Below are 17,182 nucleotides of genomic sequence, written 5' to 3' on the forward strand. Positions count from 1 at the left end.
AGGTAACTACGCGACCCGATCGTTGCACCACCGTGTCCTCGCCGAGACAGAAACGGGCGGGAAGCCCGACGGCTCAAGGGGTTCCGGCCGCGTCCATACCGCGCAATTCGCGCTTGAGCTCCCCGATCTCGTCCCGCAGCCGGGCCGCCAGCTCGAACCTCAGGTCCGCCGCCGCCTGGTGCATCTGCGCGCTCAACTGGTCGATGAGGCCCGCCAGCTCCGCCCGCGGCATGTTCGCCGCGTCCACACCGCGCTCCCCCAGCGCCGGGACCGGGGCCCTGGCCGCCGCGCCCGCGCCGCGGTACCCGCTCGCCATCAGCTCCTCGGTGTCCACGTCCTCCCTGTTCAGGGAGTCCAGGATGTCCGCGATCTGCTTGCGCAGCGGCTGCGGGTCGATCCCGTGCTCGGTGTTGTACGCCACCTGCTTGGCACGGCGCCGGTTGGTCTCCTCGATCGCGGCCCTCATCGAATCGGTGATGTTGTCGGCGTACATGTGCACCTGGCCGGCGACGTTGCGCGCCGCCCGGCCGATCGTCTGGATCAGCGAGGTCTCCGACCGCAGGAAGCCCTCCTTGTCGGCGTCCAGGATCGCCACCAGCGACACCTCCGGCAGGTCCAGGCCCTCCCGCAGCAGGTTGATGCCGACCAGCACGTCGAACTCGCCGACCCGCAGCTCCCGCAGCAGCTCCACCCGGCGCAGCGTGTCCACCTCGCTGTGCAGGTACCGCACCCGGATGCCCAGCTCCGCGAAGTAGTCGGTGAGGTCCTCGGCCATCTTCTTGGTGAGCGTGGTGACCAGCACCCGCTCGGAGCGCTCGGCCCGGACCCGGATCTCGTGCACCAGGTCGTCGATCTGCCCCTCGGTCGGCTTGACCAGCACCTCCGGGTCCACCAGCCCGGTCGGGCGGATGACCTGCTCCACCACGTCGCCGCCGCTCTGGCGCAGCTCGTAGCGGCCCGGGGTCGCCGACAGGTACACCGTCTGCCCGATCCTCTTCGTGAACTCCTCCCACCTCAGCGGCCGGTTGTCCAGCGCCGACGGCAGCCGGAACCCGTGGTCCACCAGGGTCCGCTTGCGGGAGGCGTCGCCCTCGTACATCGCCCCGATCTGCGGGACCGTCACGTGCGACTCGTCCAGCACCAGCAGGAAGTCGTCGGGGAAGTAGTCCAGCAGCGTGTGGGGGGCGCTGCCGGGCGGGCGCTCGTCGAAGTGCCGCGAGTAGTTCTCGATGCCCGAGCACGACCCCAGCTGGCGGATCATCTCCAGGTCGTGGGTGGTGCGCATGCGCAGCCGCTGCGCCTCCAGCAGCTTGCCCTGCCCCTCCAGCTCGGCCAGCCGCTCGCCCAGCTCCGCCTCGATCGTCCCCACCGCCCGCGCGGTGCGCTCCTCGCCGGCCACGTAGTGCGAGGCGGGGAAGATGAACATCTCCCGGCTCTCCCCCAGCACCTCGCCGGTCAGCGGGTGCAGGGTGAGCAGCCGCTCGATCTCGTCACCGAACATCTCGATGCGGATCGCCAGCTCCTCGTACACCGGGATGATCTCGATCGTGTCGCCGCGCACCCGGAACGTGCCCCGGGTGAACGCCACGTCGTTGCGGGTGTACTGCATCTCCACCAGGCGGCGCAGCAGGTCGTCGCGGTCCACCTCCATGCCCACCGACAGCTGCGCCATCCGGTCCACGTACTCCTGCGGCGTGCCCAGGCCGTAGATGCACGACACCGACGCCACCACGATCGTGTCCCGGCGGGTGAGCAGCGAGTTGGTCGCCGAGTGGCGCAGCCGCTCCACCTCGTCGTTGATCGAGGAGTCCTTCTCGATGTAGGTATCGCTCTGGGGGACGTACGCCTCGGGCTGGTAGTAGTCGTAGTACGACACGAAGTACTCGACCGCGTTGTTGGGAAGCATCTGCCGCAGCTCGTTGGCGAACTGCGCGGCCAGCGTCTTGTTGGGCTGCATCACCAGCGTGGGCCGCTGCAACTGCTCGACGGTCCAGGCGACCGTCGCCGTCTTGCCGGTACCGGTCGCGCCCAGCAGCACCGTGTGCGGGTCGCCGCCCCGCACCCGCCGGGTGATCTCCTCGATCGCCTTGGGCTGGTCGCCCGCCGGCCGCATGTCCGAGACCACCTCGAACGGGTTCTCACTGCGCTTGATCTCGGTGACCGGTCGCACGTCGCCCTCATCCCCTCGTCGCCCGGGACCCGGCCCCGCGCACACGGATCCCCGTCCTCCTAACGCTACCGACCGCCTCCGACATCCCGCGGCCGGAAGCGGACGCGCCGCCCCGCCGGGGCGGGACCTCCGCCTACCCTGGGGGACCGGACGACCCCCGAGGTGGCAGATGGCCCCGCTCCCCCAGGACCGCCCCCGCCCGGTCCACCGGCCCCGACCCGACCCGCCCCCGCCCGGCGGCCCCGACCCCCGCGCCGGGCGTCCCTGGCCGCTGCACCGCACAGGCACCGCGGCCCTGCTCGCCGGCGCGTTCCTGGTGAGCGCGGCGCACCCCTTGGGGTTCGTCATCGGCAGCGCCCCGGTGGCCCTGATCGCGGGCGGCGGCCTGGGCCGGACCTGGTACCACCTCTTCCGCGGCGAGCCCGGAACCCCGGTCCGGGAGGACCGGCTCACCACGGCGATGGCGCTCTCCGTCGCCCTGGTGACGCTCCCCCCGCTGTTCGCCGCCTCCCTCGCGGTGGTGGCGATCGTGGACACCTATCCCTACTACCTGGAGTCCACCCTGGTCGTGGCGGCGATGTTCACCGCCGTCAACCTGGGCCTGATCGGCCTGACCCGGCTCATCGGCCGGGCCCTGCACCGCATGGCCTCCCGCGTCCTGGTCGTGGACCCCGACCGGCCGCCCGCGGGCCGCCACGTCCACGACCACCTGCTCCCCTACGACCTGGGCATCGTCAGCGGCATGTGGGACCCCGCGGCCGAACCCGAGGCCGACCGCTACATGCGCGTGCAGCGCACCGTCGACCGGATCGCCGCGGCCGTCGACGAACTCGAACCCTGCACCGACCTCGACGGCATCCTCGCCGACGCCCGGCAGACGCGGTGGGAGACCGCCCGGGACCTGTACCGCATCCGCGGGATCCGCATGAAGAACCAACGGGTCCTCGACGAACACGGCCCGCCGCCCCCGCCCGCCCGGCGCACCCTGCTGGGCGCCCTGCTGCACCGCGCGACCCTCGGCGCCCCCGCCGGCGCCTCCAGCACGGCCGCCGCCGGGCTGCGTTCGGCCGCCCGCGCCCTGGAGATCGTCGACAGCCGTATCGACGCCCTCGCCGACGCCGCCGCCCGCGTCGAGGAACCCCTGGTCCGGCGGGCCGAACGGCGCCAGCTCCTGGACATCGCCGACCGCCACGAGCACTACATCGAACTCGCCCTGACCTCGGAGAACACCACGCTTCCCGCCTCCGCGCTGGGCTTCGACCGGCTGGAGGCCGAGGCCGCGTTCGCCGTCCGGGTCCGGCTGGCCCGCGAGGCCCTGGCCCGCGCCCGCAGGCTGACCGCCGACACCGGCCTGGGCGCGGACGACGACGCGGACCTTGGTGAGGCCGGAGCCGGTGGGGCCGCCGGAACCGGGCGGGACGGGGTCGGAGCCGCCGGTTCGGCCGGGGCCGACGCCGCCACCGGGAAGGGCGGTTGTCCACAGGCCGCCGAAGACCCCTGACCGGGCAGGGACCCCGGGGTTACCATCAAGTTCAGCGCACTGTGCCCCCGGCACAACGGTGCCCCCGGAATAGAGGTGCCAGCCGTGTCCCATCCCTCCCGACCCACCTTCGATCCGACCCTGCCGCGCCGGACGATCACCCGCCTGCGCGCCCATCCCGAGCGGCTGCTGCCGGACTCGGTCGGCCCCTCCTCACGGCTCACCTGGCGCCGCGGCGCCGCGCTCACCGCCGCCGGCGGCACCTCCCTGGCCGCGGTCGCGCTGCTCGTGCCCGGTGCGGCCACCCCGCTCATCGCCCTGCTGTGCCTCCTCGTCACCGCCACCGTCCTGGGCCTGATCTCCGACCGCGGCTCGCTCTCCGACGACTGGGCCGACCTGCTCATGCACGGCTTCTGGGCGCTGCCGCTGTCCGCCGCCACCGTCCTGACCGGCCACCTGGTCCTGGGCAACGTCCTGGAACCGGTGGCCGCCGCCGTCCCCGGCAGCGCCTCCGCCGCCGCCCTCTACCTCGTCGTCGCCGGCGGCGGGGCCGGTGCCATCATGCGCCCGGGCATGCTGCCCCGGCTGGCCTCGGAGAACCGCAGGCGGTACGTCCTGCCCGAGGACTTCGGCCGCCCCTACAGCTACGCCACCCGGCACGAGGAGCCCGAGGCCCACCTGTTCGCCCGCCTGCAGCAGGCCACCGACCGGGTCGAGGAGGGCACCCGCGTGCTGGGCGCGTCCTTCGACGCCGCCCACACCCTGCCCCTGCTCCGCGAGGAGGAATGGCGCATGTCGCAGGAGCTGCTGCGGCTGCGCGCCCTGCGCCGCGAGCTGGTCCAGCGCAAGCGCGAGGCGGTGTCCAGACAGGTCACGCGGGCCCTGCAGCCACAGGAGGAGGCGGTCGCCCGCGCCCACACCGCCCTGGCCGAGCGCATCACCGTCCTGGCCGACTACGGCGAGCGCGTGCACGCCGCGGTGACCGCCCACCGCGAGTGGGAGCAGTGCCAGGCCATCGCCGACCGCGCCGCCGAGTACGCCGACCTGGCCCTGACCACCGCGCGCGGCGCCATGCACACCGACGAGATCGACGACAGCCTGCTCAGCGTGCGGGCCGCCCACTCGGTCCGGGAGGAACTGGTCCGCGAGGCCGTGGACGCCGGGTCCTCGCTGTCGGCCGCGCTGCACCCCGAGGCCGAGGACACGCCCCGCGAGCCCCTGGACATCCCCCGACCACGCCGGGCCCGGTCCCCCGAGCCCGCGGCCCCGCAGCCGACGGAGGACTGAGGCCTTTCCCACCGGGCCCCGCGCCGAGACCCCATCGGCTCCGTGCCGGGCCTCGCATCGGGCTGCACGTGGCGGGCACCCACCGGACTCCGTGCCGGGCTGCCAGGCGCCGGGCCCCGCGCCGAGACCCCATCGGCCCCGCACCGGGCCTCGCGCCAGGTTGCACAGCGACGGGCACCGGACCCCGTGCCGGGCTGCTCCGCACCGTGTCTCGTGCCAGGACACCGTCGGCTCGGTCCCGGGCCCTGCGGCGGGCCTCGCACCGGGCGGCTCCGTACCGGATCCCGGCAGGCTCCGCGGCGGGCCACGCGCGGAACGTCGGCCGGGGGCGTGCTCCGGCGTGCCGGTTCGGCGGATGCGAGGCGACCGGTAGCGGTGCCGGTTCGGCGGCCGTGGCGCGGCCGGTAGCGGTCATCCCCGTTTGACCGGTCCCGTCATCGGACATCATCGGGGCACATCCCTCCTGAGGCCGCCCGCTCCGGCACCCCGTCCCCCGACCGCCCTCAACGCCGAGGCGGCCCCATGCGCACCCGCCCCACCCCCAACCCCGACCACGACCCCGATTTCGACTTCGATTCCGAGGACCTGCCGGCGGAGGTACGGAACGACCCCCTGCTCGCGTTCATGAACGCCCCCTACCTCCACCCCCACCCCGAGCCCGGGGAAGGGGAGGCACCCGGTGCCTGGCCGGAGACCCCCTACCTGCTCCTCCTTCAGGGGGCCACCGACAACACCGCCGAGGCCGAGCACGTCCTCACCCCCGACGAGGACGCCGCATGGGCGACCGACATGATGCGCCGGATGGAGTGGCTGCACGTTTGCGCGGTCAACCACCTCAGAACCATGCCCCCGGAAGAGGACGTCGAGGACTTCGAACCGACCGAGGACGAGGAGTGGCTGGAGGAGATCGGCCGACTCACCGCCCTGGGCACGCTGGCCGAGCAGACCGTCCGGGAACCCGACCGGTACCGCGCCGCCTACCTGGCCCGGGTACGCGAGTTCCGGCGCATGGTCGAGGAGGAGGCCGCGGCGGACCCCGAGGCCGACGGGGAAGCGGAGGCACGCCTACGGCGATGGGAGCGCGAAGAGGGAGAACGGCTGCGCGAACTCGACGAGCACGTGCGGGAAATGGAGGAGATCCACGCACAGATCGCGTATTTCGGGCCACGGCAGCGGGCCCGGCCCCTGTCCCGGGTGATCACCGCGGTCCTGGGCCTGGGCCTGGTGGCCGGCGGGCTGTCCGCCCTGTCCCTGCCGTACGCCTTCCCGCAGCTGGCGGCCCTGTGCGCGATCGCCCTGAGCGCCTTCATCGTGTGGAGCAACCTGCGGCACGACCTTGAGACCTCGCGTCCGGTCCTGGCGGGCGGCGCCCTGGTCGGCCTCGCCGTCGGCGCCTCGCTGTCCGGGCTCCTCCACAACGGCCTGACCTACCTGTTCGAGCAGTCGGCCCCGCAGGCCGCGGCCGCCGCCCAGGGGGACGTCGTCACCGCCGGGCTCTACGGCCTGGCCGCCCTGGTCTGCTGGACCCTCGCCGCCACCGGCGTCGGCGGCGTGCGCCCGCCGGCCGGATCGATACGACCGGAGGATCCGGAGACGGCCGCCCCCGCCTGACGCACCGGCGGACGAACGCCCTCCCGCGTTCGTTCGCCACCACCCCGGCCACCGGCCACCGGCCCCCGCAACCCGACACCGACACCGACACCGACACCGAGGCGACACCCATGCAAGCCCGCGTCACGCCCGCGCCCGACCACGACCCCGACGCCACGCCCCTGGAGCCCGTGATCTCCGGAGCGCCCGACCGGTACGCGCCCGCGCGCCTGTTCACCCCGTTCCGTGTCGTTGCGCTGGTGCTCCTGGCGGGTGCCGCCCTACTGCTCGCCCTCCCCGGCCCCGACGCCACGCTCGCCGCCATGGTGGTCTTCGGCATCCTCATGGGCACCTTCGCCTTCATCTACGGCGCGGCGGGGGCCGAGGACGGCCCCACCGGGTACGCCATCGCGACCCTCGTCGTCGGCGCACCCCTCATCACCTTCACGGCCGTGTTCCTGGGGGAGGCCGCCAAGGCGGGCGTACACCGGGTGTTCCCGCAGGCCCCCGAGAACACCGGCGGTGCGCTCCTGCTCGCACTCGTCGCCCTGGCCGTGCTCGTCCTCGGGCACCTCCTGCGCCACCGGAGCGTCATCGACCTGCTGGAGGCCGTCGGCGCCCCGCCGCGCTCCCCCGACACCCGCCGGGACCTGTACCCCTACCTGCCGCCCCGCGGGGGCCGCCCGGCCGTGCTGTGGCCGGAGACCCCCTACCTGGTGCTCCTCCAGCACGCGACCGACCACGTCGCCGAAGCCGCCCGCGTCCTGACGGGGGCCGGGGAGCCCCGGCAGGCCCTCGCCCTGATGCGCGCACAGGAATGGAAGACCGTCCGCGACGTCCACCGGTGGCGCGTCGACGGCACCCGGCGCCCCACCCCCGGGGTGAGCCCCGCATGGCTGGCCCGGGTGAGCACCCTCATCCGGCTCGGCGCGCTGGCCGAGGAGGCCGCCCACGACCCGGACCGGTTCGCCGCCACCTACCTCGACGAGGCGACCGCGCTGGCCCGCACCCTGCGCCGGGAGTCGGCGGTACCCCCCGGCGGCACACCCCTGGGCCCGCCGCCGGCCCCCGTGACCCTGGCACCGGAGCACGCGGAACCCGACGGCGCCGCGCCCCGCCCCGGACATGGCTGAGGGCCACCGCCGCCGTCCGCGGTCAGGACGTCCGCGCCATCCGTGGTCAGGACACCCGGGCCGTCCACGGCCAGGACACCCGCGCCGTCCGCGCCGTCCGCGGTCAGGACGCCCGGGCCAGCAGCTCCTTCCACAGCGCCGCGACCCGCTCCGTGAGCCGCTCGCGCGAACCGGAGTTGTCCACCACCAGGTCCGCCGCGGCCAACCGCGTCTCCCGGTCGGCCTGCGCCCGGATCCGCGCCCGCACCTGCCCGGGGTCCATGCCGCGCGTCTCGGACACCCGCCGCACCCGCTCCTCGTCGGGGGTGTCGACGACCACCACCACGTCGTACAGCGGCTCCAGGCCGTTCTCCACCAGCAGCGGCACGTCGTACACCACCACCGGAACGCCGTCGGCCTCGGCCCGCGCCATCAGCTCGGCGCTGCGCTCCCCCACCAGCGGGTGCACGATGGCGTTGAGCCGCGCCAGCCTCGCCTCGTCGGCGAACACGATCTCCCCCAGTCGGGCCCGGTCCAGGCTGCCGTCCGGGGTGAGCACACCCTCCCCGAACTCCTCGACCACCGCCGCCAGACCGGGCGTGCCCGGCTCCACCACCTCGCGGGCGATGGCGTCGGCGTCGATCACCACCGCGCCGTACCCGGCCAGTTCCGCGGAGACCGCGCTCTTGCCCGAGCCGATCCCCCCTGTGAGTCCCACTTTCAGCATGCGCCGACCCTAACCAATCGAACGCCCCCGCGACGTCCCCGCCCCCACGGAGCCCCAGGTGACCACGCCCCGCCCGACCGTCCGCCCCGACCTGTCCCCGGAGCGGGTCGCCCGGATCACCGCCCGGCTCGACGGCCTGACCGCCCCCGCGCGTGCGCTCAACCCGCCCGACCCGGTGCGCGCCCACCTGTGGTCGGCCGCCGTCCTGCCGGCCGCGGCCTCGGCCGCCCTGCTCGCCCCGGCACCGTCCTGGGCGGGCGGCGCCCTGCTGGGTCTGGGGGCGGCGGTCTACGCGGGCGCGGTCGCCGTGTACGCCCGGCCCCGCACGTTCTCCGCCGCCCTGGGGGCGCCGCGGTGGACGGCCCCGGCCCTGTTCACCGCACTGGCCGTGCCACTGGCCGCGGTCTGCGCCGCGGCCGCCCACCTGCTGCACGCCGCCGTCCGGGACCAGATCGCGGGCCCCGGCGCCGGGTCCGCCCTGCTCGCGGCCGGGCTCGCCCTGGCCGCCCTGGTCGGCGCGAACCTCTGGGCGCGCGGGCGCCGCTCCGTCCACCGCGTCGACCACGTCGCGCCCCACCTGCTGCCGGGCTCCCCCTGGGTACCCGACGAGGCGCCGGGCGGCCTGTACGCCACCCGCACCCTGCACTCGCGCGAACGGGCCCTGGAGACCCTGCGCGCCGCCGTCGACCTCTGCGGGGAGCTGCGGCGCGCCTCGGCCCCCCTGCCCGACCCCGACGGCCTCCTGGACCGGCTGCGCGCCCACGAGTGGCGGGCCGCCCGGGCCCTGGTGCTGCGCGCCCGCCGCGTCCGCCGGGAGCTGCACCGCGACGGACGGTTCGTCCTCCCCTCCGTGGAACCGGGGATCACCGACGCCGTCGCCTTCGTACGGCACGCCCGCGCGGTCCTGAACGCCCAGCGGGCCGCCCGCGCCGCCCACGACCGGGGTGACCCGCACCGGGCGGTGCGAGCCCTCACCGACGAACGCGACGCCCACCTGCGCCGGCTCCGGCCGTGCGTGGAGCGCATCCTGCGCGAGCCCGCCGTCGACACCGCCCCGGTGCGATCCGGACGGACCGGACCGCGCCCGCGCGTACCCGGCACCGCCACCGCCCGGCAGCAACCCGGGCGCACCGAGCCGCACCTGGACGAGCTCGGCGCCGACACCCCGCAACGGCCCGGGCCGTCCGGATCGCGGCTGGACGGGCCCGGCGGCTCCACCGCCCCGAGGCGGGCCGGGCGGGCCGGGCCGCTCCTGCGCCTGGCGTACGCCCTGGGCGGGCTGGCGGCGCTGGGCGCCGCCTGGGCGGCCCTGAACGACGCCGCCACGGGGACCGTGCTGTTCCTGCTGCTGGCGCCGGCCCTGGGCATCTCCTTCTGCCTCGGCTCCTACCTGCGCGGCCACCGGCCGGAGTGGAACCGGTGGCATCTCGTGGAGCCCTGCGTCCTCATGCTCGTGTTCCTGCCCTGGGCCGCCTGGGAGTCGTACGAGTTCTGGGAGGCGATCGCATGGTGGGCCGCGCCCTGGCTGTTCGAGGCGCCGGGAGACGCCACGGCCGCGTTCTACCTGCTGCTCACCGCCCCCGCGCTCTGGCTCCCGGCCGCGACCGGGTGGGCGCGCGCCCTCCCGGTCAGCCGGGGGTGACCGCCGCCAGCTCCTTGCGCATGTGCACCATCACCAGGTGGTCGGCGACCCGCTCCCGGTGCGTCACCGCGTACCCCGCCCGCCGGTACAGCAGCTGGTTCTGCGCGCTCTGCGCACCGGTGAACAGGGTCAGCGCCGCCAGGTCGGGGCGGCGCTCCCGCAGCGCGCCCTCCACCCGCTCCAGCAGGGCGGCCGCCACCCCGCGCCGCCGCCGGTCCGGGGCCACCGCCAGCCGGCCCACCACCCCGGTGGTGCCGGTGACCTGGGCGCGCACCGCCCCGATGATCCGGTGCCCCTCGACGGCCTTGAGCACCAGGGTGTCGGGGTCGGCCAGCAGCCGCTCCACCCGCTCCAGGGTCTCGGTCAGCGGCAGGATGAACGGGTCCCCGTAGGCCTGAGCCTCGTCGACGAACGCCGCCCGCTGCAGGGTGTGGATCTCCCCCGCGTCGGCGGGGGTGGCCGGGTGGATCTCGAACACGCCGTCTCCTCACACGCCCCGCCCGCCGGGGCACGGCACGAGACTAGTCCGACCGACACCGGTGCGGCGTAGTGTCGGGACCATGGTGACGAGCAAGGCGACCAGCGTCGACGACTACCTGGCCCAGGTGCCCGAGGAGCGCAGGGACGTCCTGACGGCCGTCCGGGACCTGTGCCGCGGCGAGCTGCCCGGGTTCGAGGAGGTGATGGCCTACGGCATGCCCACCTATCGGCGGCGGGGGGCCGCGGAGGCGGAGATCGCGTTCGCGAGCCAGAAGCGGTACATCTCGGTCTACCTGATGCGCCAGGACGTGCGGGACGCCTTCGCCGACCGGCTCGCCGGGCAGGACATGGGCAAGGGGTGCCTGCGCTTCTCCCGCCCGGAGAAGGTGGACACCGACCTGCTGCGGGACCTGCTGCGCGCCACCGCCGCCACCGACGGCACCGTCTGCTGACCCCTGCCGACCCGGCGGCCCATCCGCCCGCCGACCCCGGACACGGCGAAGGGCCGCCCCCTGCCGGGGACGGCCCTTCACTGTGCTGCAGAGTCCTGCGGACGGGCGGTCAGGTCCCGCGGACGGGACCCGCCGACCGGTTCACCGAACCGGTCAGGCCTCGCCGCCGGCGAGCTTCTCGCGCAGGGCGGCCAGGGCCTCGTCGGAGGCGAGGGCGCCGCTGGAGGCGGAGTCCGCACCGGCGCCGGAGCTCTGGGCCCCACCGGTGTAGTCCTCTTCCTCGGCCTCGGCCGGGGCGTTGGCCGCCTCGGCCTCGGCCGCGCGGGCCTCCTCGACCTGCTTGCGGTGCGCCTCGAACCGGGTCTGAGCCTCGGCGTAGCTGCGCTCCCACTCGTCGCGCTGGGTCTCGTAACCCTCCAGCCACTCGCCGGTGTCGGCGTCGAAGCCCTCGGGGTACTTGTAGTTGCCCTGCTCGTCGTACTCGGCGGCCATGCCGTACAGGGTGGGGTCGAAGTCCACCTGGTCCGGCGAGACGCTCTCGTTGGCCTGCTTCAGCGAGAGGCTGATGCGGCGGCGGTCGAGGTCGATGTCGATGATCTTGACGAAGATCTCGGTGCCGACCTGGACGACCTGCTCGGGCACCTCGACGTGGCGCTCGGCCAGCTCGGAGATGTGGACCAGGCCCTCGATGCCCTCCTCGACGCGAACGAACGCACCGAACGGGACGAGCTTGGTGACCTTGCCCGGGACGACCTGACCGATCTGGTGGGTCCGGGCGAACTGCTGCCACGGGTCTTCCTGGGTCGCCTTCAGCGACAGGGAGACGCGCTCGCGCTCCATGTCGACGTCCAGCACCTCGACGGTGACCTCCTGGCCCACCTCGACGACCTCGCTCGGGTGGTCGATGTGCTTCCAGGACAGCTCGGAGACGTGCACCAGGCCGTCGACGCCGCCCAGGTCCACGAACGCACCGAAGTTGACGATCGAGGAGACCACACCCTTGCGGATCTGGCCCTTCTGGAGGGTGTTGAGGAACGTCTGGCGGACCTCGGACTGGGTCTGCTCCAGCCAGGCACGGCGGGACAGGACCACGTTGTTGCGGTTCTTGTCCAGCTCGATGATCTTGGCTTCGAGCTCGCGGCCGACGTACGGCTGCAGGTCGCGGACGCGGCGCATCTCGACCAGGGAGGCGGGCAGGAAGCCGCGCAGGCCGATGTCGAGGATGAGACCACCCTTGACGACCTCGATGACGGTGCCGGTGACGACGCCGTCCTCCTCCTTGATCTTCTCGATCGTGCCCCAGGCGCGCTCGTACTGGGCGCGCTTCTTGGACAGGATCAGACGGCCTTCCTTGTCCTCCTTCTGGAGGACGAGGGCCTCGACCTGGTCACCGACGGCGACGACCTCACCGGGGTCGACGTCGTGCTTGATCGAGAGTTCCCGGGACGGGATCACACCCTCGGTCTTGTAACCGATGTCGAGCAAGACCTCGTCTCGATCGACCTTCACGATGGTGCCCTCGACAATGTCACCGTCGTTGAAGTACTTGATGGTCTCGTCGATCGCCGCGAGGAAGGCTTCCTCGGACCCGATGTCGTTGACCGCTACCTGGGGTGTCGAGGTGGCCTCGGTGCTGCTCGTCATTTGTGGGTGGACTCCGGATACGGACAGATTCAGAAGATGGGCACGCCGCAGATCCGAGCCCGCCGAACCATCATCCTGTGAAGGAGAGGAACGGTGCCTCCGCGGAAAGGAGCCTTCCGCAGCGACCGACCGCCGGGTCCAGAAACGTGGACCTAGGTGGTGCCGCCCTCGGCCTCCCTGACGGGAGACATGGAACGGCGCACGAACCCACAACGCTCCGGCCAGCATATGAGACAAGGGCTTCCTGGTCAATCGGAACCCTCGAACGCCAACCCGGCGAAGATCGCAATGGCGGCAATGTACCCGAGTGCACAGGTGAAGATCAACTGGCGGGCGGTGTCACCCGTGAACTGGGTGGACACCCCTGCGCGAAAGGGGTTGCGCGACCCCCCGGAGCGGCCGGTGCGGACCGTGCGGGACCGGTCACGCGACATCACCGCACACCCCTCGCCCCGGTTTCGGTCAGTCCGAGGTCGGCCGAGAGCGCGACCGTTTGACATCCCCGCGGCGCTTCTTCGCGTCCAGCCGGCGCTGCCGGGCCGCCCGGCCGGGCCGCGTCGCCTTGCGCTCGCGCGGCGGCGGCGCGATCGCCTCCGCCAGCAGAGCGGCCATCCGCTCCCGCGCCTCCACCCGGTTGCGGACCTGCGACCGGTGCGTCTGCACCGACACCGTCAGCACCCCGCCCACCAGCCGCCCCGCCAGCCGCTCCAGGGCCCGCTCGCGCCGGGTCCGCCCCAGCGCCGCGCACCCCGCCACGTCCAGGGACAGCGACACCCGGGTGTCGGAGGTGTTGACGTGCTGCCCGCCCGGCCCCGACGAGCGGGAGAACCGCCACGCCAGGGCGTCGGCGGGAACGGTGACCGGACCCACGACCAGACCGCCGTCCTCGGCGGCACCCGCGTTCATGTCACCGTCCCCTTCCTGTTCCTGCGTCCACGCCGCCGCTAGTGCGCGGCGTCGTGCCAGCTGTGTCCACCGCCGACCGACACGGCCAGCGGAACACGCAGATCATAGGCCGTGCTCATCTCGTGGCGCACGAGGTTTTCCACCGCCTCCCGCTCGCCCGGCGCGACCTCCACGACGAGTTCGTCGTGCACCTGCAACAACACCCGGGACGCAGCGCCGCTCTCGGCCAGCGCGGCGTCGACCTGCAGCATCGCCACCTTGATGATGTCGGCGGCCGACCCCTGGATCGGCGCGTTGAGCGCCATCCGCTCGGCCATCTCCCGCCGCTGGCGGTTGTCGCTGGTCAGATCCGGCAGGTACCGGCGCCGGCCCAGCATCGTCTCGGTGTAGCCGACCTTGCGGGCCTCCTCCACCACCGCGTTCAGGTAGTCGCGCACCCCGCCGAACTCCGCGAAGTAGTCCTCCATGAGCTTCTTCGCCTCCTCCGGGGTGATACCCAGCTGCTGCGACAGCCCATAGGCGCTCAACCCGTACGCCAGCCCGTAGCTCATCGCCTTGATCCGCGACCGGGCCTCGCCGTCGACCTCCTCCACCGCGACGCCGAACACCTGCGCCGCCATCTGCGCGTGGAAGTCGTAGCCGCTGTTGAACGCGTCGATCAGCGCCTTCTCCTGCGACAGGTGCGCCATGATCCGCAGCTCGATCTGGCTGTAGTCGGCGGTGAGCAGCTCCTGGTAGCCCTCCCCCACCACGAACGCCCGCCGGATGCGCCGCCCCACGTCGGTGCGCACCGGGATGTTCTGGAGATTGGGGTCGGTGGAGCTGAGCCGCCCGGTCGCCGCCACCGTCTGGTTGAACGTGGTGTGGATGCGCCCGTCGTCGGCGACCGTCTTGATGAGCCCCTCGACCGTGGTGCGCAGCTTGGTCTGGTCGCGGTGGTGCAGCAGCACCGCCGGCAGCTCGTTGTCGGTCTGGGTGGCCAGCCAGGTCAGCGCGTCGGCGTCGGTCGTGTACCCCGTCTTGATCTTCTTGGTCCGGGGCAGCCCCAGGTCCTCGAAGAGCACCTGCTGCAACTGCTTGGGCGAACCCAGGTTGAACTCCCGGCCCACGATCTCGTGCGCCCGCTCCACCGCCGACCGCGCCGCCGCCGCGAACTCGCCCTGCAACTCCTCCAGGTAGGCGCGGTCGGCCGCGATCCCGGCCCGCTCCATGCGCGCCAGCACCGGCACCAGCGGCAGCTCCACCCCGCTCAGCAGGTGGGCGCCGCCCCGCTTGTCCACCTCCGCGGCCAGCACCGCCGCCAGGTCGCGGGTGGCCGCCGCCCTCACCGCCAGGGCGTGCCAGCGGCCGGAGGGGCCGTCGCCGTCCCCGCCGTCCCCGCCGTCCAGGTCCAGGGTGAGCTGGTCGCCGGAGGAATCCTCCTCCAGCTCCCGCCCCAGGTACTTGCGGCACAGGTCCACCAGGTCGAAGCGGCGCTGCCCCGGCTGCACCAGGTACGCCGCCAGCGCGGTGTCGCTGACCACCCCGCCCAGGTCCCAGCCGTGGGCGCCCAGCGCCAGCAGCGCGCCCTTGTACTCGTGCACCGCGATCGGCCGCTCCGGGTCGGCCAGGAACGCCGCCAGCGCCTCGGTGTCGGAGGCGTCCAGCAGCGACGTGTCCACCGACACCGCCGCGCCCGAGGCCACCGCGATGGACAGCCCGTCCACCCGGCCGGTTCCGGCACCCCACGTCCCGTCGATGGCCAGTCCGGCAGGGGCCGCCGCGGTGACGTCGGCGGTGGTGGTGGTGGGGGTGGCGGTGGTGGTGGGGGTGTTGGCGGGGGTGGTGGTGCCGACGGCGGCGTGCTCGGCCAGCCAGGCCGCCAGCGTTCCGGTCCCGGCCACCGTCAGGTCGACCTCGAACCCCTCGCCGGCGCCCTCGGGGGCGGCGGCCGCGGCCGCCGCCTCGTCCAGGGACACCACCGCGTACAGGCGCTCGCGCAGGTTGGAGGCGAACTCCAGGTTGTCGAACAGGGCGTCCACCCCCGCCCGGTCCGCCCGGCCCAGCAGCAGGTCGTCCAGACCCACCCCCAGGTCGACGTCGGTGGCCAGCAGGTTGAGCCGCTGGTTGCGCAGCACGTCGTCCAGGTGATCGCGCAGGTTCTGCCCGGCCTTGCCGCCGATCTCGTCGATGTGCTCGATCAGCCCGTCCAGCGACCCGTACTTGACGATCCACTTGGCCGCCGTCTTGGGGCCCACCCCCGGCACGCCCGGCAGGTTGTCGGCCTTCTCCCCCACCAGCGCCGCCAGGTCGCGGTACCGCGGCGGGGTCACCCCGTACTTCTCCTCGACCGCCGCCGGGTCCATCCGGCGCAGGTCCGACAGGCTCTTGCCCGGGTACAGCACCGTGCACGACTCGGTGACCAGCTGGAACGCGTCCCGGTCGCCGGAGGCGATGAGCACCTCCGCGCCCGCCTCCCCGCCCAGGCGGGCCAGCGTCGCGATGACGTCGTCGGCCTCGAACCCCGGAGAGGACAGGTTGGCCACCCCGATGAGCCGCATCAGCTCCTGGGTGAGCGGCACCTGGGAGGGGAACTCCGGCGGCGTCTCGGACCGGCCGTCCTTGTACTCGGCGTACTCCTCGTGGCGGAACGTGGGACCCGACAGGTCCCACGCCACCGCGACGTGGGTGGGCTCCTCGTCTCTGAGCAGCTTGACCAGCATCGAGGCGAAGCCGTACACGGCGTTGGTCGCCTGCCCGGTGCTGGTGCCGAACTTGTCCACCGGCAGCGCGAAGAACGCGCGGAAGGCCATGGAGTGGCCGTCCAGGAGGAGAAGGCGGGGGCGTCCGCCGGGTTGCGCGGCCTGCGCGGGTTGCGCGGGTTGCGAGGCTGGCGCGGGTTGCGAGGCCGGCGAGGCCTGCGATGTCTCGGGGGTCTCACGATTGGTCACCACAGGTGAATCCTAGGATGCGACGCGGACACTTCGCGGCCACGCGAGCACGACAGGGCCGACCGGAATAGGACCGTGACGGCCCGTACCGGGGAGCTGGAGAGCCTGGAAACCCGGAAGCCGGAAGACCGGGAAGCCGGGAAGTTGGAAAGCCGGGAGACCGGAAAGCTGGAAAGGCGGAACACCATGACGACGGAACCCGAGGGGATGCGGGGACGCGAGGGCGCGGGGAGTGCCGAGGGGATGCGGGGCCCTGAGGGCGCGGGGGAAGACGGGGGCGTGCGGGAGCCGGGGGGCGGGCAGGAAGCCGGGGGCATGCAGGAGCTGCTGGACAGTGGTGCCCTCAGCGGCGGCCTGGGCGAGCGCATGGGCATCGAGATCACCGAGGCCTCCGCCGAACGCGTCGTGGGCCGCATGCCCGTCAAGGACAACACCCAGCCGTTCGGCCTGCTGCACGGCGGCGCCTCCTGTGTCCTGGCCGAGTCCCTGGGCTCCATCGGCTCGACCGTGCACGCCCAGAGGTTCGGCCGAATCGCCGTCGGCATCGAGATCAACGCGACCCACCACCGTTCGGCCACCGAGGGGTACGTGACCGGGGTCGCCACGCCGGTGCACCTGGGGCGCACCCTGGCGACCTGGGACATCACCATCACCGACGACCAGGGGCGCAAGGTGTGCACGTCCCGGCTCACCTGCATGCTGCGGGAGCTGCCGGGCGGGTGAGCGGAGGGTCGGGTCGCTTGAGCGGAGGGTCGGGTGGCT

13 protein-coding genes are annotated in these 17,182 nt (G+C 73.6%); 7 read left to right on the forward strand and 6 right to left on the reverse strand.

What is annotated here, in order from left to right:
* Nucleotides 1-73 precede the first annotated feature (73 nt).
* Nucleotides 74-2,170, reverse strand: coding sequence for an excinuclease ABC subunit UvrB (uvrB, locus tag ACJOT3_RS10500; protein ID WP_406971364.1), 2,097 nt, complete (start codon nt 2,168-2,170; stop codon nt 74-76).
* Nucleotides 2,171-2,339: 169 nt separating this feature from the next.
* Between uvrB and ACJOT3_RS10505 the strand changes: the two genes are divergently transcribed.
* The 4 genes from ACJOT3_RS10505 (at nt 2,340) to ACJOT3_RS10520 (ending at nt 7,660) form a co-directional block, all read left to right on the forward strand.
* A complete protein-coding gene (locus ACJOT3_RS10505) occupies nt 2,340-3,671 on the forward strand; it encodes a hypothetical protein (protein ID WP_406971366.1) in 1,332 nt (443 codons plus the stop codon).
* 84 nt (nt 3,672-3,755) lie between these two features.
* The gene (locus ACJOT3_RS10510; protein ID WP_406971368.1) at nt 3,756-4,937 is read left to right on the forward strand and encodes an MFS transporter; all 1,182 of its coding nucleotides are present in this window, start codon (nt 3,756-3,758) and stop codon (nt 4,935-4,937) included.
* A gap of 522 nt (nt 4,938-5,459) precedes the next feature.
* The gene (locus ACJOT3_RS10515; RefSeq protein ID WP_406971370.1) at nt 5,460-6,548 is read left to right on the forward strand and encodes a hypothetical protein; all 1,089 of its coding nucleotides are present in this window, start codon (nt 5,460-5,462) and stop codon (nt 6,546-6,548) included.
* Between the two features lie 110 nt (nt 6,549-6,658).
* Nucleotides 6,659-7,660 (forward strand): hypothetical protein, encoded by a 1,002-nt coding sequence (locus tag ACJOT3_RS10520; protein ID WP_406971372.1) that lies wholly within the window; start codon nt 6,659-6,661, stop codon nt 7,658-7,660.
* A 103-nt stretch (nt 7,661-7,763) separates the two neighbouring features.
* Here ACJOT3_RS10520 and coaE read toward each other — a convergent pair whose 3' ends face one another.
* Nucleotides 7,764-8,366: a dephospho-CoA kinase gene (coaE, locus tag ACJOT3_RS10525; protein ID WP_406971374.1), complete on the reverse strand. Its 603-nt coding sequence runs from the start codon at nt 8,364-8,366 to the stop codon at nt 7,764-7,766.
* A 58-nt stretch (nt 8,367-8,424) separates the two neighbouring features.
* Here coaE and ACJOT3_RS10530 point away from each other — a divergent pair, with 58 nt between their 5' ends.
* Nucleotides 8,425-10,008 (forward strand): hypothetical protein, encoded by a 1,584-nt coding sequence (locus ACJOT3_RS10530; protein ID WP_406971376.1) that lies wholly within the window; start codon nt 8,425-8,427, stop codon nt 10,006-10,008.
* On the opposite strand, the gene ACJOT3_RS10535 is transcribed toward ACJOT3_RS10530, so the two are convergent.
* Complete coding sequence (locus ACJOT3_RS10535; protein ID WP_406971378.1) at nt 9,995-10,486, reverse strand: GNAT family N-acetyltransferase; 492 nt, start codon at nt 10,484-10,486, stop codon at nt 9,995-9,997. The genes ACJOT3_RS10530 and ACJOT3_RS10535 overlap by 14 nt on opposite strands.
* A gap of 82 nt (nt 10,487-10,568) precedes the next feature.
* On the opposite strand from ACJOT3_RS10535, the gene ACJOT3_RS10540 reads away from it, so the two are divergent.
* Nucleotides 10,569-10,940: an iron chaperone gene (locus ACJOT3_RS10540; RefSeq protein ID WP_406971380.1), complete on the forward strand. Its 372-nt coding sequence runs from the start codon at nt 10,569-10,571 to the stop codon at nt 10,938-10,940.
* Nucleotides 10,941-11,093: 153 nt separating this feature from the next.
* Here ACJOT3_RS10540 and rpsA read toward each other — a convergent pair whose 3' ends face one another.
* From rpsA to polA, 3 genes are all read right to left on the reverse strand, one after another.
* Nucleotides 11,094-12,584: a 30S ribosomal protein S1 gene (gene rpsA, locus ACJOT3_RS10545; RefSeq protein ID WP_406971382.1), complete on the reverse strand. Its 1,491-nt coding sequence runs from the start codon at nt 12,582-12,584 to the stop codon at nt 11,094-11,096.
* Between the two features lie 462 nt (nt 12,585-13,046).
* The gene (arfB, locus tag ACJOT3_RS10550) at nt 13,047-13,490 is read right to left on the reverse strand and encodes an alternative ribosome rescue aminoacyl-tRNA hydrolase ArfB (RefSeq protein WP_406971384.1); all 444 of its coding nucleotides are present in this window, start codon (nt 13,488-13,490) and stop codon (nt 13,047-13,049) included.
* A 38-nt stretch (nt 13,491-13,528) separates the two neighbouring features.
* Nucleotides 13,529-16,423, reverse strand: coding sequence for a DNA polymerase I (gene polA, locus ACJOT3_RS10555; RefSeq protein ID WP_406971386.1), 2,895 nt, complete (start codon nt 16,421-16,423; stop codon nt 13,529-13,531).
* Between the two features lie 312 nt (nt 16,424-16,735).
* Between polA and ACJOT3_RS10560 the strand changes: the two genes are divergently transcribed.
* Nucleotides 16,736-17,143 carry a PaaI family thioesterase gene (locus ACJOT3_RS10560; RefSeq protein WP_406971388.1) on the forward strand — a complete coding sequence of 136 codons (408 nt, stop codon included), beginning with the start codon at nt 16,736-16,738 and terminating at the stop codon, nt 17,141-17,143.
* Nucleotides 17,144-17,182 lie beyond the last annotated feature (39 nt).

It is taken from the genome of Nocardiopsis protaetiae, from assembly GCF_045446735.1.
Classification (GTDB): domain Bacteria; phylum Actinomycetota; class Actinomycetes; order Streptosporangiales; family Streptosporangiaceae; genus Nocardiopsis; species Nocardiopsis protaetiae.